This is a genomic window from Streptomyces sp. NBC_00388 (assembly GCF_036061255.1).
GTDB lineage: Bacteria > Actinomycetota > Actinomycetes > Streptomycetales > Streptomycetaceae > Streptomyces.
Window position 1 is genome coordinate 1261515 of sequence record NZ_CP107948.1, and the last position, 24521, is coordinate 1286035.

At 71.0% G+C, this 24521-nt stretch carries 23 protein-coding genes; 2 read left to right on the forward strand and 21 right to left on the reverse strand.

The genetic code is table 11. The features are described from left to right. Positions 1-94: 94 nt before the first annotated feature. From carB to pyrR, 6 genes are all read right to left on the reverse strand, one after another. Positions 95-3406, reverse strand: coding sequence for a carbamoyl-phosphate synthase large subunit (carB, locus tag OG917_RS05725; RefSeq protein ID WP_328316435.1), 3312 nt, complete (start codon positions 3404-3406; stop codon positions 95-97). After that, complete coding sequence (gene carA, locus OG917_RS05730) at positions 3399-4565, reverse strand: glutamine-hydrolyzing carbamoyl-phosphate synthase small subunit (RefSeq protein WP_328316436.1); 1167 nt, start codon at positions 4563-4565, stop codon at positions 3399-3401. The genes carB and carA overlap by 8 nt, the downstream gene beginning before the upstream one ends. Next, positions 4562-5203: a PH-like domain-containing protein gene (locus tag OG917_RS05735; protein WP_328316437.1), complete on the reverse strand. Its 642-nt coding sequence runs from the start codon at positions 5201-5203 to the stop codon at positions 4562-4564. The genes carA and OG917_RS05735 overlap by 4 nt, the downstream gene beginning before the upstream one ends. Next, positions 5200-6486, reverse strand: coding sequence for a dihydroorotase (locus tag OG917_RS05740; protein WP_328316438.1), 1287 nt, complete (start codon positions 6484-6486; stop codon positions 5200-5202). Before OG917_RS05740 ends, OG917_RS05735 begins: the two co-directional genes overlap by 4 nt. 2 nt (positions 6487-6488) lie before the next feature. Continuing rightward, a complete protein-coding gene (locus OG917_RS05745) occupies positions 6489-7466 on the reverse strand; it encodes an aspartate carbamoyltransferase catalytic subunit (RefSeq protein WP_328316439.1) in 978 nt (325 codons plus the stop codon). A gap of 105 nt (positions 7467-7571) precedes the next feature. After that, positions 7572-8186, reverse strand: coding sequence for a bifunctional pyr operon transcriptional regulator/uracil phosphoribosyltransferase PyrR (gene pyrR / locus OG917_RS05750; protein WP_328316440.1), 615 nt, complete (start codon positions 8184-8186; stop codon positions 7572-7574). A gap of 217 nt (positions 8187-8403) precedes the next feature. Between pyrR and bldD the strand changes: the two genes are divergently transcribed. After that, positions 8404-8904, forward strand: a complete 501-nt coding sequence (gene bldD, locus OG917_RS05755) for a transcriptional regulator BldD (protein WP_014157378.1) — start codon at positions 8404-8406, stop codon at positions 8902-8904. 134 nt (positions 8905-9038) lie between these two features. On the opposite strand, the gene OG917_RS05760 is transcribed toward bldD, so the two are convergent. The 9 genes from OG917_RS05760 to aroC form a co-directional block, all read right to left on the reverse strand. Next, a complete protein-coding gene (locus OG917_RS05760) occupies positions 9039-10544 on the reverse strand; it encodes a pyridoxal phosphate-dependent decarboxylase family protein (protein WP_328316441.1) in 1506 nt (501 codons plus the stop codon). 103 nt (positions 10545-10647) lie between these two features. Continuing rightward, positions 10648-11076: a transcription antitermination factor NusB gene (gene nusB / locus OG917_RS05765; RefSeq protein ID WP_328316442.1), complete on the reverse strand. Its 429-nt coding sequence runs from the start codon at positions 11074-11076 to the stop codon at positions 10648-10650. 2 nt (positions 11077-11078) lie between these two features. Then, positions 11079-11645, reverse strand: a complete 567-nt coding sequence (efp, locus tag OG917_RS05770; RefSeq protein WP_328316443.1) for an elongation factor P — start codon at positions 11643-11645, stop codon at positions 11079-11081. A gap of 51 nt (positions 11646-11696) precedes the next feature. After that, positions 11697-12803: an aminopeptidase P family protein gene (locus tag OG917_RS05775; protein WP_328316444.1), complete on the reverse strand. Its 1107-nt coding sequence runs from the start codon at positions 12801-12803 to the stop codon at positions 11697-11699. 60 nt (positions 12804-12863) lie between these two features. Further along, complete coding sequence (locus OG917_RS05780; protein WP_328316445.1) at positions 12864-13655, reverse strand: AAA family ATPase; 792 nt, start codon at positions 13653-13655, stop codon at positions 12864-12866. 100 nt (positions 13656-13755) lie between these two features. After that, entirely contained in the window at positions 13756-14193 is a 438-nt protein-coding gene (aroQ, locus tag OG917_RS05785) for a type II 3-dehydroquinate dehydratase (RefSeq protein WP_328316446.1), read from the reverse strand. After that, a complete protein-coding gene (aroB, locus tag OG917_RS05790; protein ID WP_328316447.1) occupies positions 14190-15284 on the reverse strand; it encodes a 3-dehydroquinate synthase in 1095 nt (364 codons plus the stop codon). The genes aroQ and aroB overlap by 4 nt, the downstream gene beginning before the upstream one ends. Continuing rightward, complete coding sequence (locus tag OG917_RS05795) at positions 15281-15838, reverse strand: shikimate kinase (protein ID WP_328316448.1); 558 nt, start codon at positions 15836-15838, stop codon at positions 15281-15283. Before OG917_RS05795 ends, aroB begins: the two co-directional genes overlap by 4 nt. Beyond that, positions 15835-17019, reverse strand: coding sequence for a chorismate synthase (aroC, locus tag OG917_RS05800; protein WP_328316449.1), 1185 nt, complete (start codon positions 17017-17019; stop codon positions 15835-15837). Before aroC ends, OG917_RS05795 begins: the two co-directional genes overlap by 4 nt. A 291-nt stretch (positions 17020-17310) precedes the next feature. Between aroC and OG917_RS05805 the strand changes: the two genes are divergently transcribed. Then, positions 17311-17682, forward strand: a complete 372-nt coding sequence (locus OG917_RS05805; protein WP_328316450.1) for a hypothetical protein — start codon at positions 17311-17313, stop codon at positions 17680-17682. Between the two features lie 37 nt (positions 17683-17719). Here OG917_RS05805 and OG917_RS05810 read toward each other — a convergent pair whose 3' ends face one another. The 6 genes from OG917_RS05810 to OG917_RS05835 all read right to left on the reverse strand — a co-directional run bounded on the left by OG917_RS05810 (position 17720) and on the right by OG917_RS05835 (position 24399). Continuing rightward, positions 17720-18562, reverse strand: a complete 843-nt coding sequence (locus OG917_RS05810; protein ID WP_328316451.1) for a shikimate dehydrogenase — start codon at positions 18560-18562, stop codon at positions 17720-17722. Further along, on the reverse strand, positions 18540-20414 hold the full coding sequence (gene mltG / locus OG917_RS05815) for an endolytic transglycosylase MltG (protein ID WP_328316452.1): 1875 nt from the start codon (positions 20412-20414) through the stop codon (positions 18540-18542). Before mltG ends, OG917_RS05810 begins: the two co-directional genes overlap by 23 nt. Before the next feature lie 101 nt (positions 20415-20515). After that, complete coding sequence (gene ruvX / locus OG917_RS05820) at positions 20516-20980, reverse strand: Holliday junction resolvase RuvX (RefSeq protein WP_328316453.1); 465 nt, start codon at positions 20978-20980, stop codon at positions 20516-20518. Continuing rightward, the gene (gene alaS / locus OG917_RS05825; RefSeq protein WP_328316454.1) at positions 20980-23649 is read right to left on the reverse strand and encodes an alanine--tRNA ligase; all 2670 of its coding nucleotides are present in this window, start codon (positions 23647-23649) and stop codon (positions 20980-20982) included. Before alaS ends, ruvX begins: the two co-directional genes overlap by 1 nt. Next, positions 23649-23963, reverse strand: a complete 315-nt coding sequence (locus OG917_RS05830; protein ID WP_328316455.1) for a DUF6167 family protein — start codon at positions 23961-23963, stop codon at positions 23649-23651. Before OG917_RS05830 ends, alaS begins: the two co-directional genes overlap by 1 nt. 7 nt (positions 23964-23970) lie before the next feature. Next, positions 23971-24399 (reverse strand): DUF948 domain-containing protein, encoded by a 429-nt coding sequence (locus OG917_RS05835; RefSeq protein ID WP_328316456.1) that lies wholly within the window; start codon positions 24397-24399, stop codon positions 23971-23973. Positions 24400-24521 lie beyond the last annotated feature (122 nt).

Below are 24521 nucleotides of genomic sequence, written 5' to 3' on the forward strand. Positions count from 1 at the left end.
CCGGCTTTCCTCATGACGAGCCCCCGGGCGGGAACTCATGGACGGGGTCCCGTGAAGAGGGGGACACCGTTTCCGGTGTCCCCCTCGTGGGCTGCTAGACCTCGCGTGCGGCGGTCAGATGACGTGCGTGTTCCTGGAGGGAACGGACACCGACGTCGCCGCCGTTGAGCGCGTCGATGCCCTGGACGGCCGCGGCGAGCGCCTGGACCGTGGTGAGGCAGGGCACCGAGCGTGCCACGGCCGCCGTGCGGATCTCGTAGCCGTCGAGCCGGCCGCCCGTGCCGTACGGGGTGTTGATGATGAGGTCGACCTCGCCGTCGTGGATGAGCTGGACGATGGTCCGCTCCCCGCCGGGGCCCTCGCCCTCGCTGAGCTTGCGGACCACGGTGGCGTTGATGCCGTTGCGGCGCAGGACCTCGGCGGTGCCGGAGGTGGCGAGCAGTTCGAAGCCGTGCGCGACGAGCTCGCGGGCCGGGAAGATCATCGAGCGCTTGTCCCGGTTGGCGACCGAGATGAACGCGCGGCCCTTGGTGGGCAGCGGGCCGTACGCCCCGGCCTGCGACTTGGCGTACGCGGTGCCGAAGACCGAGTCGATGCCCATGACCTCGCCGGTGGAGCGCATCTCCGGGCCGAGGACGGTGTCGACGCCGCGTCCGTGCATGTCGCGGAAGCGCGACCACGGCATCACGGCCTCCTTGACGGAGATCGGCGCGTCCTGCGGCAGGGTGCCGCCGTCGCCGGTCGCCGGGAGCATGCCCTCGGCGCGCAGCTCGGCGACGGTCGCACCGAGTGAGATACGGGCCGCGGCCTTGGCCAGCGGGACCGCGGTGGCCTTCGAGGTGAAGGGGACCGTACGGGAGGCGCGCGGGTTGGCCTCCAGGACGTAGAGGATGTCGCCGGCCAGCGCGAACTGGATGTTGATCAGCCCGCGGACGCCGACGCCCCTGGCGATGGCCTCGGTGGAGATGCGCAGCCGCTTGATGTCGAAGCCGCCGAGGGTGATCGGGGGCAGCGCGCAGGCGGAGTCGCCCGAGTGGATCCCGGCCTCCTCGATGTGCTCCATGACGCCGCCGAGGTAGAGCTCGGTGCCGTCGTAGAGCGCGTCGACGTCGATCTCGATCGCGTCGTCGAGGAAGCGGTCGACCAGCACCGGGCGGGTGGGGCTGATCTCGGTGGACTCCGCGATGTACGAGGAGAGGCGGCTCTCGTCGTAGACGATCTCCATGCCGCGCCCGCCGAGCACGTACGAGGGGCGGACCAGGACCGGGTAGCCGATCTCGTCGGCGATGGCCTTGGCCTCGTCGAAGGTGGTGGCGGTGCCGTGCTTGGGGGCGGGCAGCCCGGCCTCGGCGAGCACCCGGCCGAACGCGCCGCGGTCCTCGGCGGCGTGGATCGCCTCCGGGGGTGTGCCGACGACCGGTACGCCATTGTCCTTCAGCGCCTGTGCCAGGCCGAGCGGGGTCTGGCCGCCGAGCTGGACGATCACACCCGCGACCGGCCCCGCCAGCGTCTCGGCGTGCACGATCTCCAGGACGTCCTCCAGGGTGAGCGGCTCGAAGTAGAGCCGGTCGGAGGTGTCGTAGTCGGTGGAGACGGTCTCGGGGTTGCAGTTCACCATCACGGTCTCGTAGCCCGCGTCGCTGAGCGCGAACGAGGCGTGGACGCAGGAGTAGTCGAACTCGATGCCCTGGCCGATCCGGTTCGGGCCGGAGCCCAGGATGATCACCGCGGGCTTCTCGCGGGGCGCGACCTCGCTCTCCTCGTCGTACGAGGAGTAGAAGTACGGCGTCCTCGCGGCGAACTCGGCGGCGCAGGTGTCGACCGTCTTGTAGACCGGGCGTACGCCCAGCGCGTGCCGCACCTCGCGGACGACGTCCTCGCGCAGACCGCGGATCTCGGCGATCTGGGCGTCGGAGAAGCCGTGGCGCTTGGCGGCGGCGAACAGCTGGGGGTCCAGCTTCTCGGCGGCGGCGAGCTCGTCGGCGTGCTCCAGGATCAGGAACAGCTGGTCGACGAACCACGGGTCGATCTTCGTCGCGTCGAAGACCTCCTGCGGGGTCGCGCCGGCCCGCATGGCCTGCATGACGGTGTTGATCCGGCCGTCGGTGGGGACCTTGGCGGTCTCCAGGAGGGCCGCCTTGTCACCGGGCTCGCCGGTGAAGGTGAACTGCGAGCCCTTCTTCTCCAGCGAGCGGAGCGCCTTGTTGAGCGCCTCGGAGAAGTTACGGCCGATCGCCATGGCCTCGCCCACCGACTTCATGGTGGTGGTGAGGGTGGCGTCGGCGGCCGGGAACTTCTCGAAGGCGAATCGCGGCACCTTCACGACGACGTAGTCGAGTGTCGGCTCGAAGGAAGCCGGGGTCTTCTCCGTGATGTCGTTGGGGATCTCGTCCAGCGTATAGCCGACAGCGAGCCGGGCCGCGATCTTCGCGATCGGGAATCCGGTCGCCTTGGATGCCAGCGCGGACGAGCGCGAGACCCGCGGGTTCATCTCGATGACGATGATCCGGCCGTCGTCGGGGTTGACGGCGAACTGGATGTTGCAGCCGCCGGTGTCGACGCCCACCTCGCGGATGATCGCGATGCCGATGTCGCGCAGCCGCTGGTACTCGCGGTCGGTCAGGGTCATCGAGGGGGCGACGGTGATCGAGTCACCGGTGTGCACGCCCATCGGGTCGAAGTTCTCGATGGAGCAGACGACCACGACGTTGTCGTGCTTGTCGCGCATCAGCTCCAGCTCGTACTCCTTCCAGCCGAGGATGGACTCCTCAAGGAGCACCTCGGTGGTCGGCGAGAGCATGAGGCCCTGTCCGGCGATCCGGCGCAGCTCCTCCTCGTTGTGCGCGAAGCCGGAGCCGGCGCCGCCCATGGTGAAGGAGGGGCGCACGACGACCGGGTAGCCGCCCAGGGTGTCCACGCCGGCGATGATGTCGTCCATCGTGTGGCAGATGACCGAGCGGGCGGATTCGCCGTAACCGATCCTGGCCTTGACGGCCTCGACGACGCCCTTGAAGAGTTCGCGGTCCTCGCCCTTGTTGATCGCCTCGACGTTGGCGCCGATCAGCTCGACGCCGTACTTCTCCAGGACACCGCCCTCGTGCATCGAAATGGCGGTGTTGAGCGCCGTCTGCCCGCCGAGGGTCGGCAGCAGGGCGTCCGGGCGCTCCTTCGCGATGATCTTCTCGACGAACTCCGGGGTGATCGGCTCGACGTAGGTGGCGTCGGCGATCTCCGGGTCGGTCATGATCGTGGCCGGGTTGGAGTTGACCAGGATGACCCGCAGGCCCTCGGCCTTGAGCACCCGGCATGCCTGGGTACCCGAGTAGTCGAACTCGGCGGCCTGGCCGATGACGATCGGCCCGGAACCGATGACCAGGACGGACTGGATATCGGAGCGCTTAGGCACGCTGGGCCTCCATCAGGGCTGTGTTCATCAAAGACGTGAAGCGGTCGAAGAGGTACGCGGCGTCGTGCGGGCCCGCGGCTGCTTCGGGGTGGTACTGGACGCTGAAGGCCGGCTGGTCGAGCAGCTGGAGTCCCTCGACCACGTTGTCGTTGAGGCAGACGTGGGAGACCTCGGCGCGGCCGTAGGGGGTGTCGGAGACCTGGTCGAGCGGCGCGTCGACGGCGAAGCCGTGGTTGTGCGCGGTGACCTCGACCTTGCCCGTCGTACGGTCCTGCACGGGCTGGTTGATCCCGCGGTGGCCGTACTTGAGCTTGTAGGTGCCGAAGCCCAGGGCGCGGCCGAGCAGCTGGTTGCCGAAGCAGATGCCGAAGAGCGGGGTCTTCCGCTCCAGGACGGCCTTGATGACCGTCAGGTCGGCGGTGGCCGGGTCGCCGGGGCCGTTGGAGAGGAACACGCCGTCGGGGGCGACCGCGTACACCTCGTCGGCGGTGGCGGTGGCGGGCAGGACGTGCACCTCGATGCCGCGCTCGGCCATCCGGTGCGGGGTCATGCCCTTGATCCCGAGGTCGATGGCGGCGACGGTGAACTTCTTCTCGCCGATCGCCGGGACCACGTACGCCTCGGCGGTGGCGACCTCGGACGAGAGGTCGGCGCCGTTCATCTCCGGGGCCTGCCGGACCTTGGCGAGCAGCGTGCCGTCGTCGGCGATGGCGTTGCCGGAGAAGATCCCGACGCGCATCGCGCCGCGCTCACGCAGATGGCGGGTGAGGGCGCGGGTGTCGATGCCGCTGATGCCGACGACGCCCTGCGAGACGAGTTCGTCGTCGAGGGAGCGGCGCGAGCGCCAGTTCGACGGGGTGCGGGCCGGGTCGCGCACGACGTAACCGGCGACCCAGATCTTCCCGGACTCGTCGTCCTCGTCGTTGACGCCGGTGTTTCCCACATGCGGGGCCGTCATCACGACGACCTGGCGGTGGTACGAGGGGTCGGTGAGGGTCTCCTGGTAACCGGTCATCCCGGTGTTGAACACCGCTTCACCGAAGGTCTCCCCCGTGGCCCCGTAGGACTGGCCGCGGAAACACCGGCCGTCCTCCAGGACGAGTACGGCGGGGGACGCCGCTTTCCTCTCCGAGGCGTTCCCCGGGCTGGAGATCGTCATCGTGCGGTGCCTTCCGTCGTGATCGGGTGGTGCGTGGTGCGGTCCGCGGCGGTGCTGCTCGCGGTGGTGGTCCCGGCGGGACTGCCGGCCGGGTGGCTCAGGGCGTTCACTGCCTCGACCCAGGAGGCGTGCTCAGCCGCCCGGCCGGAGCGGAAGCCGGAGTCGATCAGCTTGTCGCCGTGCTGCCAGGTCAGGATGAGCATGCCGCCCTCGGTGAGGACCTTGCCCGCGATGCCCTTGTCGAGCCGGGCCTCGCGGAGCTGGGCCGCCGGGATGAAGAAGTCGCTCGCTCCGGGGCGTACGACGTCCACTCCCGCGTCCGTGAGCGTCACCTCGGCCTTGCTGCGGGTGCCCAGGCCGTGGGCGACGATCCGGTCGAGCCACTGCCCGGCCGTGGTCGAGCCGTGGTAGCGGCCGCTCATCTCCAGTCTGGCCGTACCGGGGGCGTCCGGCGCGGTGGGCAGCTCGGGCAGGTCGCCCTGGAGCGTGCCCCGCCACTTCCAGCCCTCGCGCATCAGCCAGTAGACGAGCACGACGAGGAGCAGCAGGCCGACGATCCAGCCGATGCGGCCCGACCAGTCGGTGACGTCCGCCGACTTCTGCTCCGCTGCGAGGTGAAGATTGATGAGAGGTGTCACGCCAGCTTCCCGTCCACGACCGTTGCCCTGCCCCGCAGGAAGGTGTGGGTGACGCGTCCCGGCAGCTCACGGCCCTCGTACGGGGTGTTGCGGCTGCGGGACGCGAAGCCCGCGGGGTCCACCTCACCACGGTAAGCCGCGTCGACCAGGGTGAGGTTCGCGGGCTCACCCGCGGCGATCGGGCGGCCGTGGCCCGCGAGGCGGCCGATGGCCGCGGGGCGGAAGGACATCCGGTCGGCGACGGTCTCCCAGTCGACGAGCCCGGTGTCGACCATCGTCTGCTGGACGACGGAGAGCGCGGTCTCCAGGCCCACCATGCCCATGGCAGCGGCGGCCCACTCGCAGTCCTTGTCCTCGTGCGGGTGCGGGGCGTGGTCGGTGGCGACGCAGTCGATCGTGCCGTCCGCGAGTGCCTCGCGCAGGGCCATCACATCGGCCTCGGTGCGCAGTGGCGGATTGACCTTGTAGACCGGGTTGTACGTACGGACCAGCTCGTCGGTGAGGAGGAGGTGGTGCGGGGTGACCTCGGCGGTGACGTTCCAGCCCTTGGACTTGGCCCAGCGGACGATCTCCACCGAACCGGCCGTCGACAGGTGGCAGATGTGCACCCGGGAGCCGACGTGGGCGGCGAGCAGCACATCGCGGGCGATGATCGATTCCTCGGCGACGGCGGGCCAGCCGCCGAGCCCCAGTTCCGAGGAGACGACGCCCTCGTTCATCTGGGCGCCCTCGGTGAGCCGGGGCTCCTGGGCGTGCTGGGCGACGACACCGTCGAAAGCCTTCACGTACTCCAGGGCGCGGCGCATGATCACCGCGTCGTCCACGCACTTGCCGTCGTCGGAGAAGACCCGCACACCCGCCGCCGAGTCGTGCATCGCGCCGAGCTCGGCGAGCTGCTTGCCGGCGAGGCCGACGGTGACGGCGCCGATGGGCTGCACGTCGCAGTAGCCGGACTCCTTGCCCAGGCGCCAGACCTGCTCCACCACCCCCGCGGTGTCCGCGACGGGGAAGGTGTTCGCCATCGCGTGGACGGCGGTGAACCCGCCGACGGCGGCGGCCTTGGTACCGGTGAGCACCGTCTCGGAGTCCTCACGGCCCGGCTCGCGCAGGTGGGTGTGCAGGTCGACGAGGCCGGGCAGCAGGATCCGGCCCCCCGCCTCGATGACCTCGGCGCCATCGGCGGACAGGCCGGGGCCCACCGCCGCGACGGTCTCGCCGTCGATCAGCACGTCCTGCGGCTCGCCGCCGAGCACCTTCGCACCACGGATCAGGGTCTTGCTCATGGTTACTTGCTCTCCTCGGTACGGGAAGTCAGGGCGGGCTCGGAGCCGCCCAGCAGCAGATAGAGGACGGCCATCCGGATCGAGACGCCGTTGGCGACCTGCTCCACGGCGGTGCAGCGGTCCGAGTCGGCGACATCCGCGGTGATCTCCATCCCGCGGTTCATCGGCCCGGGGTGCATCACGATGGCGTCGCCCGGCATCCGCGCCATGCGGTCGCCGTCCAGGCCGTAGCGGCGCGAGTACTCGCGCTCGGTGGGGAAGAAGGCCGCGTTCATGCGCTCACGCTGCACACGGAGCATCATGACGGCGTCGGAGGCGGGCAGCACCCGGTCGAGGTCGTACGAGACCTCGCAGGGCCAGTGCTCGACGCCGATGGGCACCAGGGTGGGCGGCGCGACCAGCGTCACCCGGGCTCCGAGGGTGTGCAGCAGAAGCACGTTCGACCGGGCGACCCTGCTGTGCAGTACGTCACCCACGATCGTGATGCGGCGGCCTTCGAGGTCGCGCCCGATGCCGGTGTCGGCCCCGACCAGCCTGCGGCGCATGGTGAACGCGTCGAGGAGCGCCTGGGTGGGGTGCTCGTGCGTGCCGTCGCCGGCGTTGACGACCGCGCCGTCGATCCAGCCCGACGTGGCGAGCCGGTAGGGAGCCCCGGAGGAGCCGTGCCGGATGACGACGGCGTCGGCGCCCATCGCCTCCAGCGTCAGCGCGGTGTCCTTGAGTGACTCGCCCTTGGAGACCGACGAGCCCTTCGCGGAGAAGTTGATGACGTCGGCGGAGAGGCGCTTGGCGGCGGCCTCGAAGGAGATTCGGGTCCGGGTCGAGTCCTCGAAGAAGAGGTTGACGACGGTACGGCCGCGCAGGGTCGGAAGCTTCTTGACCGGCCGGTCGGCGACCCGGGCCATCTCCTCGGCGGTGTCGAGGATCAGGACGGCGTCGTCGCGGGTGAGATCGGCGGCCGAGATGAGGTGGCGCTTCATCTGGGAGTTCTCCATGTTCGCGGGGGATCGCGGGGCGTCGCGGAGGGCGCGGCGGATTCGGGCACAGCTCTGCGGCCCGGGTCACGGGCCGTACGCAGGAGTGGGCTAGCGGCCGCCGGCCGGGGCGGTCCGCTCGCTGCCGAGCAGGACCGTGTCACGGCCGTCCTCCTCGGCGAGCTGGACCCTGACCGTCTCCCGCAGCGACGTGGGGAGGTTCTTGCCGACGTAGTCGGCACGGATCGGCAGTTCGCGGTGGCCGCGGTCGACGAGGACCGCGAGCTGCACGGCGCGCGGACGGCCGATGTCGCCCAGGGCGTCCAGCGCGGCGCGGATCGTGCGGCCGGAGAAGAGCACGTCGTCGACGAGAACCACCAGGCGTCCGTCGACACCGTCGGCGGGGATGTCCGTGCGGGCCAGCGCACGGGCGGGCCGCATGCGCAGGTCGTCGCGGTACATGGTGATGTCCAGGGAGCCGACCGGGATCGTACGGCCGGTGATCTCCTCCAGCTTGGCCGCGAGCCTGCGGGCCAGGAACACACCGCGGGTCGGGATACCGAGGAGCACGACGTCTTCGGCGCCCTTGGCCCGTTCGACGATCTCGTGAGCGATACGGGTCAGAACCCGTGCGATGTCCGGGGCCTCAAGAACGGGGCGCGCGCCGGAACCACCGGTACCGCCGCTCGCGCCGGAACCGTCTGAGCTTGCACTGCTGGTGTCCATAATGAAACGGACCTCCTTCTCCGCCTCACGGGACGGACCTTAAAGGACGTCGAAATTACAGAACCCACCGTACCAGGGGCCGCCTGGGCGCTCCCGCCCTGGTCCGGGGCGGTCCGGACCATTCGGCTTGACGCATCCAAGTAACGCTGCGTAACCTCACAGTGAGTTACCAGCCGCGCGGCGGAGCCGCAGGTCATCTCAGCGTCCGGGGAGCCATATGTCCAGCGAATACGCAAAACAGCTCGGGGCCAAGCTCCGTGCCATCCGCACCCAGCAGGGCCTTTCCCTCCACGGTGTCGAAGAGAAGTCCCAGGGCCGGTGGAAGGCCGTGGTGGTCGGTTCGTACGAGCGTGGCGACCGCGCCGTAACCGTCCAGCGCCTCGCCGAACTGGCGGACTTCTACGGGGTTCCGGTGCAGGAACTGCTCCCGGGTACGACACCGGGCGGAGCCGCCGAGCCGCCGCCGAAGCTCGTCCTGGACCTGGAGCGTCTCGCCCACGTCCCGCCGGAGAAGGCCGGGCCGCTCCAGCGTTACGCCGCCACGATCCAGAGCCAGCGCGGCGACTACAACGGCAAGGTGCTGTCGATCCGCCAGGACGACCTGCGCACACTCGCCGTCATCTACGACCAGTCCCCCTCGGTGCTCACCGAACAGCTGATCAGCTGGGGCGTACTGGACGCGGACGCGCGTCGTGCCGTCGCGCACGACGAGGGCTGAGCCCCGCGGATCGTTCAACAGAAGAAACGTCTCGTCCGAAGGGCGGCCCCGCATATGCCGGTGGCCGCCCTTCGGCTTGCGGCCCCGCCGGGCGCCTGTCCGCGACCGGCCGCGCAATCCGCCCGCGCCCGCGGTCAGGGCCCGGCGTGCCGGTAGAGCCGGCCGACCAGTTCGGGCAGCAGCCGTTCGGCGAGCGCGGGCGGCAGTGCCTGGAGCACCGCGAGGACGGGCGCCATCCGCTCCGGCAGCTCGCCGCCCTCCCCCACCCCGGCGAAGGTGAGCGCCAGCGCCGCCTCCCCGGGTGTGAGGGCCGCCGGGTCGAGGGCCGCGGCAGCCTCCAGGACAGCGGCGCCGGGCTCGGCGGGCCCCCTCGCCGCAGCGGCGGCGACGGCCTCCGCCAGCGCGCTCAGCAGCTTGCGCACGGTCTCGTCCCCCGCCATCGCGGCTGTCACCGTGAGATGGAGATTGGCCGGGGAGCCGGCGAAGGCGGGCTGCGGCTGGACGTACCAGCCGAGACCGCGCATCTCGTCGGCCACCACGAACGGATCGATGCCCGGCCCGTCGGCGGCCAGCGCGAGCAGTGAGGAGTCGGGGCTGCCGAGCACCCGGAGCCCGTCGATCTTTCCCACCCCCGCCACGAGCGCCGTCACCGCCCGGTGGACGCGCAGCGACAGCGCCGTGTACCCATCGGTGCCGATCCGCTCAAGCACCGCCCAGGCGGCGGCCAGCGGCCCGGCCGCCTTGGTGCCCTGGAGGGTGGCGTTGACCACCGGGTAGCCGGGCCACGAGGCGTGGGCGAACCAGCCGTGCCTGCGGAGTTCGGCGTCCCGGAACAGCAGCACCGACGCGCCCTTCGCCGTGTAGCCGTACTTGTGCAGGTCCACCGAGAGCGAGGTGACGCCGGGTACGGAGAGATCGAACGGCGGCGGCACGGGCGCCCCGGAGCCGAGCCTCAGATGCCCGAGGTACCAGCCGCCTATGCAGGCGTCGACATGGCAGAGCACGCCCCTGCGCGCCGCTTCGGCGGCGGCCTCGGCGACCGGGTCGATCACACCGTGGGCGTACGAGGGCGCCGAGACCACCACCAGTGCGGTGCGGTCGCGGACGGCGACCGCCAGGTCGCCGGCGCGCACCCGGTAGGACAGCGGATCCACCGGCACCACCACGGTCCTGAGCCCGAAGAGCGCGGCGGCCTTGTGGAAGGCCGCGTGCGCGGTCTCCGGCAGCACCAGCTCGGGCTCGGTGACCCCGCGGGTGCGCAGCGCGTGTTCGCGCGCGGTGAGGACCGCGAGCAGGCAGCTCTCCGTACCTCCGCTGGTGAAGGTGCCCGCGGTGTCCGGGCCGCCGCCGAGCAGCCGTGCGGCGCGCCCCACGATGTCGTTCTCCAGGGAGACGACGCTGGGAAAGGCCGTCATGTCGAGCCCGTTGACCCCCGCGAACGCCGCGGCCGCCGCCGAGGCCAGCTCCTCGATTCCCGGCAGGCCCGAGTCGTAGACGTACGCCATGGTGCGCCCGCCCCTGACCGGGAGATCGGCCGCGCGCAGGGCGCCGAGCCGGTCGAGGATGCGCCGGTCGGCGAGCGCCTCCGGGCCGGTCCCTGCGGATGTCGGTTCGCTGGTCTGTTCGCCGGGGTCAGCCATGCGCGCAACCTAGGGCAGGCCCGCGCGACGCACCAGGCCCGGAGCAGAAGATTGTTCATCTTCTGCTCCGGGCCTGGTGCGCGGGGCCTGTCCGGGGGCGGGCCTAGTCCCGGCGCAGGCTCGGCTTGAGGTCCTTGAACCGGCCGAGCAGGCCGTTGATGAAGGCCGGTGACTCGTCCGTGGAGAACTCCTTGGCGAGCTGCACCGCTTCGTCTATCACGACCGCGTCCGGCGTCCCGTCGACCCACACCAGCTCATGGGCGCTGAGCCTGATGATGTTGCGGTCGACGACCGGCATCCGGTCGAGGGTCCACCCCACCGCGTAGGTGGCGATGAGTTCGTCGATGCGGTCCGCGTGCTCCGCGTACCCCTCGACGAGTTCCATCGTGTACTCACTGACCGGTGGCTGCCGGTCGTCGGTCCGGGAGAGACGGATCCAGTCCGCGAGGACCGTCTGCACGGACGCCGCGCGCTGGTCGGCCTCGAAGAGGATCTGGAAGGCGCGCTTGCGCGCCGTGTTCCGGGCAGCCACGGTTAGCTGTTCACCCGGCCGAGATAATCACCGGTACGTGTGTCGACCTTGATCTTCTCGCCGGTCGTGATGAACAGCGGGACGCCCATCTCGTAACCGGTCTCCAGGGTGGCGGGCTTGGTGCCGCCGGTGGAGCGGTCACCCTGGACGCCCGGGTCGGTGTGCTGGATCGTCAGCTCGACCGCGGCCGGGAGCTCGACGTAGAGCACCTCGCCCTCGTACTGGGCGACGGAGGCGGTGAAGCCCTCGATGAGGAAGTTGGCCGCGTCACCGACCGACTTGCGGTCGACCATCAGCTGGTCGTACGTGTTCATGTCCATGAAAACGAAGTACTCGCCGTCCATGTACGAGAACTGCATGTCGCGTCGGTCAATGGTGGCCGTCTCGACCTTCACACCGGCGTTGAACGTCTTGTCGACGACCTTGCCGGAAAGCACGTTCTTGAGCTTGGTGCGCACAAAAGCCGGGCCCTTGCCGGGCTTGACGTGCTGGAACTCGACGACGGACCAGAGCTGGCCCCCGTCGAGCTTGAGCACCAGGCCGTTCTTGAGGTCGTTCGTGGAAGCCACGGTTGAGGTTCTCCTGGACTGCAGCGTGTGTGGGACCGCGGGTGCGCGCCGCTAGAGGGCGAGCAGCTCCTTGGTCGTAATGGTGAGTAGCTCGGGTCCGCCGTCCGCCTCAGGGCGTACGACGAGCGTGTCATCGATCCGGACTCCGCCCCGGCCAGGGAGGTGGACCCCCGGTTCGACGGTGACCGGCACGCAAGCGTCCAGTTTACCCATGGCCGCAGGTGCCAGCTGCGGGTCCTCGTCGATTTCGAGCCCCACACCGTGGCCGGTCACCGGACCGAGGGTCCCGCCGTGGCCCGCGGCCTCCAGGACATGGCGTGCCGCGAGGTCCACGTCCCGGCAGGCCGCACCGGGCACAAGTGCCTCCCGACCTGCCCGTTGTGCGGCGAAGACGAGGTCGTACAGCTCGATCTGCCAGTCCGCGGGCGCCGTCCCGATCACGAAGGTCCGGCCGATCTCACATCGGTATCCCCGGTACACCGCTCCGAGACGCACGGAGAGCAGATCGCCCTCCTCGACCCGGCGGTCGGACGGACGGTGCCCCCGCAGCCCGGCGTTGGGTCCGGTGGCCACCGATGTCGGGAAGGACGGCCCGGTGGCGCCGTGGTCGATCAGGCGGCGCTCCAGCTCCAGGGCGAGATGGCGCTCGGTACGCCCGACGAGGATCGATTCGAGCAGCTCGCCCAGGGCCTGGTCGGTGATCTCCCCCGCGGTGCGCAGGCAGCCGATCTCGTCCTCGTCCTTGATGATCCGCTGCTGCTCGACGGCGCGGGCGAGATCGGCGAGGTGCAGCCGCGGTGCGACCGAGCGCACGGCTCGGTGGCGGGCGACCGTCAGATGGTGCTCCTCCACCGCGAGCGACAGGGCGCCCGCCGGGACGAGGAGTTCCGCGGCGGCCACCGCGGGGTCGCCGCCCGCCCCCCGGAGCACCGTCAGCCGCAGCTGCTCGTCGGGCCGCCCTTCCTGGGGTTCACCGGCCGGGTCCTCGGGGCAGAGGAGCACATCGGCGTCGGGGCCGAGCAGCAGGACGGCGCCCGCCGGGGCCGCACCGGCGAGATACCGGACGTTGGCCGGCCGGGAGACCAGCGCCGCACCGCTGCCCGCTGCCAGGCACCGGTCACGCAGCCTTGCCCGGCGGACCGCAAACACCTCTGCCATGGTCCCGAGCCTAGGAGCAGCGGCCGGTCCCGGCCGGTTCAGCGCGTCCGACCGGGGTGGTCACCAGGCCGGAGGGGAGGCGATGGAGCGTGCGAGTACGTCGTCGAGCACCTGCGCGGTGGTGGCCACGTCGTAGCCCGAGTTGTCGATGATCGGCAGCCCCGAGCCGTACCAGCCGGCCATCCGGCCGTGGATCCGCGCCACTTCCTCGTCGTCGAGGCGGCGGTTGCCGCTGCGGGCCGCGTTGCGCTCCAGGACGACCTCAAGGCCGGGCAGCAGCACGACGGGCAGCAGACCGGGCCCGACGTGGCGCTTCCAGCCGCCCAGGCCGACGACCGGGCGGTCCGGGAAGACCGCGTCGTCGAGGATGCAGGAGATGCCGTTGGCCAGGAAGTTCCTCGCCGCGAAACCACAGGTCCGGCGGGCCAGCCGGTACTGGGCCTCGGAGTGGTCGTTCCAGCCGGTCTGGGGGTCGGCGAACCCGGAGCAGACCCACTCCCGCACGTCGTCGAGGCTGATGTGCGACGTGGGCATCCGGCGGCTTCGCGCCCAGTGCCGGGCGACCGTGGTCTTGCCGGCGCCCGCCGGGCCTATGAGGAGCACGGCGAGCGTGGTGTTCCCGGTGTCCGCGGGAGCACTGGCGGCGGGCGGGGCCGGCAGCGGCACCGGGCCGCCGGGCGGCAACTGGACGTGACCGGTCGTCTCCATGGACGGCGGCGCGGCCGGCGGGTGGGGCGGTGCGGCCGGCTGGTTCGGTGCCGCCCAGCCCGGGGGGCCTGCGGGCTGCTGGGCGGCCTGGCCCCAGCCCGCGCCCGGAGGGGGCGGCAGCGGAGCTCCCACAGCGTGCTGCATCCGGTGCCACTCCGTCTCGCTCGGCCGACTCCTTGCCTGCCGAACGGTACCCTCCCCGGCCACCACCGTGTGAACGGCCGGGGAGCCCCATCGTCCGTCGTCAGTCCGTGAGTTCCCCGGCCAGCGCCCGCAGGGCGAGGCGGTAGGAGCCGATCCCGAAGCCCGCGACGGTGCCGCTGGCGACCGGGGCGATGACGGAATGGTGACGGAACTCCTCGCGGGCGTACGGATTCGAGATGTGCACCTCGATGAGCGGCGCGGTGCGCTGGGCCGCCGCGTCCCGCATCGCGTACGAGTAGTGCGTGAACGCACCGGGGTTGATGACCACGGGGAGCGCGCCGTCGGCCGCCTCGTGCAGCCAGCGGATCATCTCGCCCTCGTCGTTGGTCTCCCGCACCTCGACGTCGAGGCCGAGCTCCTTGCCCAGCAGGGTGCAGGCCTCGACCAGTCCGGCGTAGGACGTCGCACCGTAGACATCGGGCTCGCGGGAGCCCAGGCGGCCGAGGTTCGGGCCGTTGAGCACGAGGACCCGGCTCATCCCGATACCTCCCCGAACGCCGCGAGCAGGACGGCCGGGTCCGGGCCTTCGAGGACGGTCGGCTTGGCCAGCCCGTCGAGGACGATGAAGCGCAGGACGTTGCCCCGGGACTTCTTGTCGACCTTCATCGTCTCCAGGAGCTTGGGCCACTGGTCGCCCCGGTAGGTCAGCGGCAGTCCGACGGACGCGAGCACGGCGCTGTGCCGGTCGGCGGTCGCGTCGTCGAGGCGGCCCGCGAGACGGCCGAGTTCGGCGGCGAACACCATGCCGACCGAGACCGCGGCGCCGTGCCGCCACTTGTAGCGCTCGTTCTTCTCGATGGCGTGGGCGAGCGTGTGCCCGTAGTTGAGGATCTCCCGCAGGCCCGACTCCCTGAGGTCGTTCGAGACGACCTCGGCCTTGACCCGGATGGACCGCTCGATCAGCTCGGCGGTGTGCGGCCCCGCGGGCGTACGGGCCCCCTCGGGGTCCGACTCCACGAGGTCGAGGATGGCCGGGTCGGCGATGAAACCGGCCTTGATGATCTCGGCCATCCCGGAGACGTAGTCGTTGACCGGGAGGGAGTCGAGCGCGGCGAGGTCGCAGAGCACTCCGGCGGGCGGGTGGAAGGCGCCCACCAGGTTCTTGCCCTCGGCGGTGTTGATGCCGGTCTTCCCGCCGACGGCCGCGTCCACCATGCCGAGGACGGTGGTCGGGACAGCGATCCAGCGCACCCCGCGCAGCCAGGTGGCCGCGACGAATCCGGCGACATCGGTGGTCGCACCGCCGCCGACCCCGACGATGACGTCGGTGCGGGTGAACCCGGTCTGGCCCAGCGCCTTCCAGCAGTAGGCGGCGACCTCGACGGTCTTGGCCTCCTCCGCGTTGGGCAGCTGGACCGCGATGGCCTCGTACCCCTGGTCGGCGAGGTCCTTGCGGACCGCCTCGCCGGTCTCGGCCAGCGCCTCGGGGTGCAGTACGGCGACCCGCCTGGCCTGCTCACCGATCAGCGTGGGCAGTTCGTCCAGCAGCTGACGGCCGACCAGTACCTCGTACGGGTCGTGGCCGTCCGTGCCGCCGACCTGGATCCGGATGGGGGCGTCCTGCGTCATACGGTCTTCTCCTGGCCGTGGGGCGGGGTGGTGTCCCCCGCGGGGAGCGGGAGCTCGAGGGCGTCGAGGACCGCCTGGACGACCTCTTCGGGGACACGGTCGTCGGTGGCGACGACCGTGCGGGCTACTTCGGTGTAGAGGGGCCGGCGCGCTTCCATCAGCTCGCGCCACTGGCGGCGCGGGTTGACGGCGAGCAGCGGGCGCGCGGTGTTGAGCCCCACGCGCTTGACCGCTTCGTCGACGTCCATGGAGAGGTAGACGACGGGGCGGCCCGCGAGGAGCGCGCGGGTGGACGGGTCGAGGACCGCGCCGCCGCCGAGCGACAGGACACCGGTGTGCCCCGCCACGGCGTCGCGCACCGCGGCGCGCTCCAGGGCGCGGAAGTGGTCCTCGCCCTCGTCGACGAAGATGTCCGCGATGGTGCGGTTCTCGGCCGCCACGATGTCGGCGTCGGTGTCGCGGTAGGCCGCGCCCAGCCGCTCGGCGAGCAGCTCGCCGACGGTGGACTTGCCGACACCCATCGGGCCGACGAGGACGACCAGCGGCCCGCTCATCGGATCTGGAGGTTGTCGAGGTACGACCGGACGTTCCTGCGGGTCTCACCGACGCTGTCGCCGCCGAACTTCTCCGCGACCGCGTCGGCCAGGACCAGCGCGACCATGGCCTCGGCGACGATGCCGGCTGCGGGCACCGCGCAGACGTCCGAGCGCTGGTGGTGCGCGGCGGCGACCTCGCCGGTGGCCACATCGATGGTGGCGAGGGCGCGCGGCACCGTCGCGATCGGCTTCATCGCGGCCCGGACGCGGAGCAGCTCCCCGGTGGACATACCGCCCTCGGTCCCGCCGGAGCGGCCCGATGTGCGGCGTACGCCGTCCGCGGTCGGCACGATCTCGTCGTGTGCCTGCGAGCCCGGCACCCGGGCCAGGTCGAAGCCGTCGCCGACCTCGACGCCCTTGATGGCCTGGATGCCCATCAGGGCGGCGGCGAGCCTGGCGTCGAGCCTGCGGTCCCAGTGCACATGCGAACCGAGGCCGACCGGCACGCCGTAGGCGAGCACCTCGACGACACCGCCGAGGGTGTCACCGTCCTTGTGGGCCTGGTCGATCTCGGCGACCATCGCCTCCGACGCGCCGGCGTCCAGGCAGCGCACCGGGTCCTCGTCCAGCCGCGCCTCGTCGGCCGGGACCGGGACGACGCCGTACGGGGCCTTGGCGCCTGCCAGCTCCACGACGTGCGAGACGAGCTCGATCCCGGCCGTCTCCCTGAGGTACGAGCGGGCCACCGTGCCGAGTGCGACACGCGCCGCCGTCTCACGGGCGCTGGCGCGCTCCAGGATCGGCCGGGCCTCGTCCAGCGCGTACTTCTGCATACCGGCGAGGTCCGCATGGCCCGGGCGGGGGCGGGTCAGCGGGGCGTTGCGGGCCAGCTGCGCCAGCTCGTCGGGGTCGACCGGGTCGGCCGACATGACCTTCTCCCACTTGGGCCACTCGGTGTTGCCCACCATGACGGCCACCGGGCCGCCCATGGTCAGCCCGTGCCTGACGCCGCCGAGGAAGGTCACCTCGTCCTTCTCGAACTTCATCCGGGCGCCGCGGCCGTACCCGAGCCTCCGCCGGGCGAGCGCGTCCGCCACCATGTCCGTGGTGACGGGGATGCCGGCGGGAAGCCCCTCCAGCGTCGCCACCAGTGCGGGTCCGTGCGACTCCCCCGCGGTCAGCCAACGCAACCTGCTCAACGGTGCTCCTCATGCTCGCGCCTCGGTCTGCGACGGCGCGGCCGGGTGCGCGGCCCTGGCCCGCCTGACCCGATCCTCCCACGGACGGGTAGCCGGACGGTCACGGGTCCAGCCGGCGGACTCCCGGCCGGTGACCGGCGGACTCCCGGCCGGTGACCGGCGGCGCCTTCGCGGTCCCGTACGGTACGGCGCCCGGCACCGGTGGGGGGGCGGCCCGTGTGCTCCAATGCGGGGGTCACCGGAGACCGGGGCGGCCGGACGACCGGGCCGCCGCAGAGAGGCGGAGAGCACGTGGAACTCGATCTCGGGGACGGCGCGGGTGTGACCCTGACCGCGGGCCCCGCAGGAGTACGGCTCACCGCCGCGTCGCCCGGAGGGCCGGAGACCGCGCTGCTCTGCTCCCCCGCCCAGGCCAGGGAGCTGGCCGCCGCCCTGGTCCGTGGGGCCGCCGAAGCGGAGCGCGCACAGCCGGCCGAGTCCGTCACGGTGGAGGCGCGGGAGCTGCGCCGCGGGGACGTCAGGGACAGCGAACGCTCCATGACGGTGGACCGCGTCAGGGCCCTGGGCGGCACGGTCCAGGTCACCTGGAGGTCCGACGCGGGCCGCAGCTGGACCCAGGACTACGCGGCCGGTACGGAGATCGGCCTCCGGCGCCGCGGCTGACCGGACGGGGCGGGCCCGCACGGTCGCGGGCCCGGTGTCACCGCGAAGCGAGCGCCTGCTCCCCCGCTTGCCGCATGGCGGTCAGCGGCGCGGGCACGCGGCCGGTCATCTGCTCGACCTGGAGCACCGCCTGGTGCACCAGCAGATCGAGGCCGCCGACGACCGCCCCGCCGCGGGACTGCCAGGCGGAGGCGAGCGCCGTCGGCCATGGCTCGTACAGCACGTCGAAGAGCGTGCCGGGCGTACCGGGGACAGCGCCGGCCAGTGCGTCGGCGGCGCCGGCCGGGGTGGTCGCGATGACCAGCGGTGCGTCCAGCGCGGCCGCCGCGGACTCCCAGCCTGCCGTGTGCACGTCGACGCCCAGCCGCTCGCCCCAGCCGCGCATCTCCTGGGCGCGGGCCTCGCTGCGCACATAGGCGGTGACCGGGCCCGTGCAGATCAGGGAGAGGGCCGCGAGCGCGGAGGAGGCCGTGGCGCCCGCTCCGAGTACGGCGGCCGACTCGACCTTGTCGACCCCGCGCTCCCGCAGGGCGGCGACCATCCCGGGAATGTCGGTGTTGTCCCCGACCCGGCGCCCGTCCGCGGTGAACACCACCGTGTTGACGGCCTCGACGGAGGCGGCCGTCGCGGTCACCTCGTCGAGAAGCGGGATGACCGCGCGCTTGAGCGGCATGGTCAGCGAGAGCCCCGCCCAGGAGTCGTCCAGCCCCTCGACGAAGGAGGGGAGAGCCGCCTCGTCCACCTCGAAGCGCTCGTACGACCAGGCGCCGAGGCCGAGTTCCCGGTATGCGGCCCGGTGCAGCACCGGGGAGAGCGAGTGCGCGATGGGCGAGCCCAGAACAGCCGCCCTGCGGGCGTCAGCCGGCGTTCTGGTTGTCATTGAACTCCTTCTTCAATTTCATGAAATCCGCATAGGACTTGGTGAATCCGGTCTTGTGCCCGTCGACCGATACGAAGTAGAGATAGCCGTCCTTCGTCGGATGCAGGGCCGCAGCGAGTGCGTCATGACCGGGACTTCCGATCGGGCCGGGCGGAAGTCCCTTCTGCGTATAGGTGTTGTACGGATCCATATTGCTGTGGATTTCCGCCTCACCAATATTGATCTTGCTCTGGCCCTTCAGATAGTTGTAGGTCGAGTCGAACTGAAGGAGCTGATTGGTCTCTGTATTCCCGGGCTTCAGACGGTTGTAGATCACTTCTGCCATTCGGCGGAAGTCGTCATGGGTCCTGCCCTCGGCCTGCACGAGGCTGGCCACGGTCACGACCTGGAACGGGTCGTCGAGCCCCAGCCGTTTCGCGGCCGCTTCGAGATCCTCGTCCCCGTACTCCTTGTCCGCCTGACCGACCATCTTCTTGAGCAGGTCCTCGGGTTTCATGCCCGTGGCGACCGGATAGCTGGCCGGGGCGAGGAAGCCCTCCAGCGGGTCCTTCAGGTTCTTGTGCCCCTTGGCCCAGCCCGGCAGACCCAGCTTGCCGGCCTGCGACTTGGCGACGCCCGCGGTGGTGCCGGCCTTCACTTCGAGCCGTTTGTCGATGGCCGCGTACACGGTGGCGTTCCGCCAGCCCGGCGGGATGATGAGCTGGTTCAGGCTGTTCGGATCCACCATCGCGATGACCGCGTTCTTCGCGGACATCTGCTGGTTGAGGCTGTACACGCCGGCCTGGAGCGACTTGCCCTTCGCCGCGGTGACGAAGGCCTGGACGCTCTTGACGACGCCCTTCTCCTTGAGCAGCCGTCCGATCCCTCCGACGCCCGTCCCCTGCGGGACCTCCACCTGGACCGGCGAGCTGCCGACGCCGGTGAAGTCCGGCGGCGGCGCGTAACGGGACTGGTAGAAGCCGTAGCCCACGTAGCCCACTCCGCCGAGGCCCGCGGCCAGGACGAGCGAGACCGCGAAGCAGGCGCATCCGTTGCGGCGCTTGGGCTTTCTGGACTTGCCCCGGCGGTCGCGGGTGCCGTCCCTTGTCTCGCCCGGATCGTCGTCGTAGTCGTCCTCGTCGTCACCGCCGACGGGCCCCTCGGCACCGGTGAAGAAAGGATGCGTCTCGGGTTCGTCCACCCGGGGGGCGGGCTCCGTCCCGGCCGGCGGCTCCTGCGGCCACTCGTCCCGGCGGCCGGGGGGCTGCGGCGGCGGATAGGCGTCGGGCGTGCGGTAGAAGTCGGGGTTCTCGCCGTTGTGATGCACCGGCTGCCCGCTGTACGGCGTCTGCTGATCCGCCCCGTACGCCGCACCGGCCTGCGGTGAGCCCTGCCAGCCGCCATCCTGCTGCTGCGGGTACTGGTCCTGCCGGTACGCGTCGGGCGCGTACGGCTGCTGGTACGCGGACTGCTGATACTGCTGGGCGTTCGAATTCTGCGGGTACTGCTGCTGGTCCGGATCCTGCGGGTACTGCTGCTGACCGCCGCCGTACGGGACCTGGGCGGGACCCTGCCCGTACTGCCCGTACGGGTTCTGGCCCTGGCCCTGCCCGTACTGCTGCTGGTCCTGGCCGTACTGCTGCGGCCCCTGGGCCTGCTGCTGCGGGTACTGCTGCTGATACGGGTCCTGCGGCGGGCTGTGGACCGGGTTGCCGTACTGGTCGTACTGGGGCGCCCCGGCGTACTGCTGCGCCGGGACGTCGTACGGCGTCCGGCCGGAGGCGTCCTGCTGACCTCCCCAACCCTGGTCCCCGTACAACGGGTCCTCGGGATGCCACGGTTCGGAGCCTGCGCCCCGGCCATACTCAGTCATCGGTCCCCTAGAGCCGCGAGGCCTCCGGACGGTCCGCCTCTTGTGCTGTGCGGCAGCTGTTCGAAAACCGCCGCACGGCGCGGAACGCTACCGTATCGCGATCAGACAACCACTTCGACGCCCTCACCTGGAGCAACACCTGACGCCCGTTCGGACTCCAGTGCATTCTGCAGGATGACAACGGCCGCAGCCTGGTCAATGACAGAACGGCCTTTTCTGGACTTTACGCCGGAAGCCCGCAAACTCTGACTCGCCGTCACTGTGGTCATCCTCTCGTCGATCAATCGCACCGGAATGGGTGCACTATCACGAGCGAGTTCCTGGGCGAATACACGGACCTTGGCGGCCGCCGGGCCCTCTCCCCCATTCAGGGAACGGGGGAGACCGACGACCACCTCGATCGGTTCGTACTCGGCGATCAATTGCCTCAACCGCCGGTGGGCGGCCGGGACGTCACGTCCCGGTACCGTCTCCACCGGCGTGGCGAGGACCCCGTCGGGGTCGCACGAGGCGACCCCGATCCGGGCGTCCCCGACATCGATCGCCAGCCGGCGGCCGCGTCGCATCAGGCCGTCTCTCCGACCAGGCGCTCGACGGCGGCCACGGCGTCACCGATGGCCTCCGGGTTCTGCCCGCCGCCCTGGGCGACGTCCGGCTTGCCGCCGCCGCCCCCACCGAGGGTCTTGGCCGCGGCCCGGACCAGCTCGCCGGCCTTGAGACCCCGCCCGCGGGCCGCCTCGTTGGTGGCGATGACGGTCAGCGGGCGGCCGTTGGCCGTGGTGAAGAGGGCCACCACCGCCGGGCGGTCGCCCTGGATGCGTCCGCGCACGTCGAGAACGAGCCTGCGCAGGTCGTCGGCGCCCGTGCCGTCGGGGACCTGACCGGTCACCACGGCGACCCCCCGTACGTCCTTGGCCCCGGAGGCGAGACCCGCGGCCGCCTGGAGGACCTTCTCCGCGCGGAACTTCTCGATCTCCTTCTCGGCGTCCCTGAGCTTCGAGAGCATGCCCGAGATCTTCTCGGGGAGCTCCTCGGAACGGCCCTTGACCAGCTCCTGGAGCTGGGCGACGACCGTGTGCTCGCGGGCCAGGAAGTTGTACGCGTCGACCCCGACGAGGGCCTCGATCCGGCGCACACCGGAGCCGATCGACGACTCGCCGAGCAGCTTCACCAGACCCAGCTGGGCGGTGTTGTGGACATGGGTCCCGCCGCACAGCTCCTTGGAGAAGTCGCCGATGGTGACGACCCGGACTCGTTCGCCGTACTTCTCCCCGAACTCGGCGATGGCGCCCTGCTTCTTGGCCTCGTCGATGGACATGACCTCGGCACGGACGTCGAGTTCATGGGAGAGGACGTCGTTGATCTTCTGCTCGACGTCGGTGAGGACCGTGCCGGGTACGGCGTTGGGCGAACCGAAGTCGAAGCGGAAGCGGCCGGGCGAGTTCTCCGAACCGGCCTGTGCGGCCGTCGGGCCGAGAGCGTCACGCAGCGCCTGGTGCGTCAGGTGGGTGGCGCTGTGGGCGCGGGCGATGGCCCGCCGGCGGCGCTGGTCGATGGCGGCGTACGCGGCGGCGCCGACCGTCACCTCGCCCACCTGCACCGAACCCTTGTGTACGGAGACCCCGGGGACCGGCTGCTGGACGTCGCGGACCTCCACGACGGCACCCGAGCCGAGCCTGATCCGGCCGGTGTCGGCGAGCTGGCCGCCGCCCTCGGCGTAGAACGGGGTCCGGTCGAGGACGATCTCGACCTCGTCGCCCTCGGTGGCGGCGGGCGAGGGCACCCCGTCGACGAGCAGGCCGACGATGGTCGACTCGCCCTCGGTGGTGGTGTATCCGGTGAACTCGGTGACGCCGGCGCTGTCGGCGACGGCGCGGTAGGCGGAGAGGTCGGCGTGGCCGGTCTTCTTGGACCTGGCGTCCGCCTTGGCGCGCTCGCGCTGTTCCTTCATCAGCCGCCGGAAGCCGTCCTCGTCCACCGAGACGCCCTGCTCGGCGGCCATCTCCAGGGTGAGGTCGATCGGGAAGCCCCAGGTGTCGTGGAGCAGGAAGGCCTTTTCACCGGCGAGGACCCGGCCGCCCGCGGCCTTGGTCTCACCCACGGCGGTGTCGAGGATGTTGGTGCCGGCCCTCAGCGTCTTGACGAAGGCGGCCTCCTCGGCGAGGGCGACGGTCTCGATCCGCCGGCGGTCGGTGATGAGCTCCGGGTACTGGTGGCCCATGGTGTTGATCACCACGTCGACCAGCTCGGCGACGACCGGCCCGGTGGCGCCCAGGAGCCGCATGTTGCGGATGGCCCGGCGCATGATGCGGCGCAGGACGTAGCCGCGGCCCTCGTTGCCGGGGGTCACGCCGTCCCCGATGAGCATCACGGAGGTACGCATGTGGTCGGTGACGACCCGCAGCGCGACGTCCGAGGCCTCGTCCCGGCCGTAGCCGACGCCCGTCAGCTCGGTGGCCTTGTCGATGACGATCCGGGACGTGTCGATCTCGTACAGGTTGGGCACGTCCTGGAGGATCATCGCCAGGCGTTCCAGGCCCAGACCGGTGTCGATGTTCTTCGACGGCAGGTCGCCGAGGATCGGGAAGTCCTCCTTCCCGTCTCCGGCGCCGCGCTCGAACTGCATGAAGACCAGGTTCCAGATCTCCACGTACCGCTCGTCGTTGACGGCGGGGCCGCCCTCGGCGCCGAACGCGGGGCCGCGGTCGTAGTTGATCTCGGAGCACGGCCCGCAGGGACCGGGGACACCCATGGACCAGAAGTTGTCCTTCTTGCCCAGCCGCTGGATGCGCTCGGCCGGAACGCCGATCTTCTCGCGCCAGATCTGCTCGGCCTCGTCGTCGTCCAGGTAGACCGTGATCCAGAGCTTCTCCGGCTCCAGCCCGTAACCACCGTCCGCCACGGAGCTGGTGAGCAGCTCCCAGGCGTACGTGATGGCGCCTTCCTTGAAGTAGTCGCCGAACGAGAAGTTGCCGCACATCTGGAAGAACGTGCCGTGCCGGGTGGTCTTGCCGACCTCTTCGATGTCCGGCGTACGCACGCACTTCTGCACGCTGGTGGCGCGCGGGGCGGGCGGCTTGGCCTCACCGAGGAAGTACGGCTTGAACGGGACCATCCCCGCGGGCACCAGGAGCAGAGTCGGGTCGTCCGCGATGAGCGACGCCGAAGGGACGACGGTGTGACCGCGCTCCTCGAAGAAGCTCAGCCAGCGGCGGCGAATTTCGGCCGACTCCATCAGTGGTCCTCATTCCGGTTGTGCGAATGCTTGGTGTGTTCAATGGCGGCGAGACGTCGCCGCGCGGGAAGCTCGGCCGGTCCTGGCGGCGCGTCGATACCGAGCGCCTCCCCCAGCTCCGCCTCGCGCCGGACCATGCCGGCCCGTACGTCGAATGCGAAGTCCTTCAGTCGGTGGCCCGCGTCGACGGCCCTGTTCGCCGCCTGCGCCGCGAGGCTCTCAGGACTCAGCTGCTTGATCTTGCGGTTGACCTTGGTGGTGGCCCACACACCGGCTGCGGCGCCCGTGGCGAACCAGAACGTACGGCGGAACATTGCAGCGTCAGCCCTTCCGCTTCCTACGCCGTGCGGCCGGCACCGTGCGGCCGACGATCACCGGGCGGCGCGAGCTCTCCGGCTCCCCGTCCGCCTTGCGGCCGAGGGCCTGGCGGACGCCGTAACCGAAGGCGGCGACCTTCACCAGCGGTCCGCCGAACGTCGATGCGACGGTCGTGGAGAGCGCCGACGCGTTGGAGGTGACCTCCTGGACGTCGGTCGCGATGGCGTCGACCCGCTCCAGCTGGGTCTGCGCCGACCGGACGGCCGTGGAGGCGTCGGCGAGCAGCGGCACGGCCTGATCCGTCACGTCCGCCACGAGTTTGGTGGTCGTCCTGAGCGTCTGGGCCAGCCTCACCAGTACCACGGCGAGGAAGGAGACCAGGATCGCCCAGAAGACGGCCACCAGGATGCCGGCCACCTCACCACCGGACACGTTGCACCGCTCTCTGGTCGTCGGAAGTCACGTCGTTGGTCACGTCGATTGTGGTAACCGAGCCTATCGCGCCGGGACTCCGCCCCCGCACCGGATATGCGCTGTGCGCGGCAGGAGTTCCG